Genomic DNA, 1,568 nt, shown 5'->3' on the forward strand with positions numbered 1-1,568 from the left:
CTTCGCCCCGCTCGCGCTGGGCGTGCAAGTGCTGGGCCTGTCGTCTCCCGCAACCATCGCGGCAGCCGGGATCTTCTTTGCCGCCCGCGTCGCGCACGCAGTGATCTACACCTTCGGCATACCGCTGCTGCGCACCATCGCCTTCTTTGCAGGCTTCCTCTGCCAGCTCGTCTTCGCCGCGCACCTTCTCGGCTGGATGTGAGGAGGATGGGACGATGACCATGAAATTTCACTACCTGTCTGGCTCGCCCTTCTCGTGGAAGATCTGGCTGGCGCTCGAACACGGCGGCTTCGCATACGAGCCTGTGCGGCTTCAGGTCGATGCAGGCGATCTGCGCTCGCCCGAATTTCTTGCCCTCAACCCCAAGGGCAAGCTGCCGGTGCTGGTGGATGGCGCGCTGGTGCTGAGCGAATCCGACGCGATTGCCGAATATCTCGCAGACCTGCGGGCGCCATCGGGTGCCGCCCTGTGGCCCGCTGACATCATTCAGCGCGCGCATGGACGGCGCTTTGCCGCAGCAGCAACAAACTACGTCTACCCACAGGTCCGCCGGATCATGGAACAAACCCTGTTCCTGAAAGCAGGCGCGGCAGACCTTGAAGCGATCGGAATGGCGCGGGCGCAGCTTTCGATTGATCTCAGGCTGCTGGCAGAAGCCACGCAGGAGGCCTTTGCGACCGGCTCCACTCCGACAATTGCCGATTTCACACTCTACCCATTTATCGCCTTGCTGGGGCGGATCGACGCGCAGAAGCCGGGCCATTTTGCCGCCACTGTCGTGCCCGAACGCCTGACCACCTGGGCTAAAAGGATTGAGGACCTGCCCTGGTTCGAGCGGACCATTCCGCCGCACTGGAGGGTGCCATGAGCGCTGCGGCTGGAAAGTCGGTTTGCGTTGTCATCGGGGTCGGCCCCGGCAATGGCGCAGCTTTGGTCGGCAAGTTCGCGATGGCGGGATACCGCGTGGCGATGATCGCCCGATCGCCCGACACGCTGGCTGAGCTTGAGGTCCATTTTGCCGACGCCAAAGGATATGTCTGTGATGTGGCCGACGCGGAAGCGCTCAATTCCGCGCTGGCCGCGATCGAACGGGACGAAGGTCCGGTAGAAGTGCTGGTCTACAACGCCGGCAAGGGCCTGTGGGGCGATGCGCTCGAAGTATCGGCGCAGGACTTCGAAGCGAGCTGGCGGGTCAATTGCTTCGGGGCCTACAATGCCGCGCGCGCCGTTTTGCCCAGGATGATCGAACGCGGGGCCGGGAACATCGTCTTTATTGGAGCTACCGCTTCCCGCCGCGGCGGAGCGAAGGCCGTCGGCTTTGCCGCCGCCAAGGCCGCCCAGCGTAGCCTGGCGGAGTCGCTAGCCCGCGCCTTCGGTCCAAAAGGCATTCATGTCTCGTTGATCGTGGTGGACGGAATCGTGGCCGAACCTTTCATGCTTGAGCGGTTCAAGGACAGGCCACGTGACTTTTTCGCCGAGCCGATCGACATCGCAGGCATGGCCCTGATGCTGGTCAATCAACCACGTTCAACATGGTCATTCGAGCTTGAAGCACGTCCCTTTGGAG

At 62.9% G+C, this 1,568-nt stretch carries 3 protein-coding genes; all 3 read left to right on the plus strand.

Going from position 1 to position 1,568, the window contains the following annotated elements; translation table 11 throughout:
- Nucleotides 1-202 (plus strand): MAPEG family protein (locus ABL922_RS14940; protein WP_349024998.1); only part of this gene is annotated, 202 nt, incomplete at its 5' end.
- 13 nt (nt 203-215) lie between these two features.
- On the plus strand, nt 216-869 hold the full coding sequence (locus ABL922_RS14945; RefSeq protein ID WP_349024999.1) for a glutathione S-transferase family protein: 654 nt from the start codon (nt 216-218) through the stop codon (nt 867-869).
- 62 nt (nt 870-931) lie between these two features.
- The coding region (locus ABL922_RS14950) for an SDR family NAD(P)-dependent oxidoreductase (protein ID WP_349025000.1) at nt 932-1,568 on the plus strand (637 nt) is incomplete at its 3' end.

It is taken from the genome of Sphingorhabdus sp. (assembly GCF_040079335.1).
Classification (GTDB): Bacteria; Pseudomonadota; Alphaproteobacteria; order Sphingomonadales; family Sphingomonadaceae; genus Sphingorhabdus_B.

Coding starts and splice junctions, on each gene's coding strand:
- ABL922_RS14945 (WP_349024999.1), top strand. CDS start 216: ATGACCATGAAATTTCACTACCTGTCTGGCTCGCCCTTCTCGTGGAAG.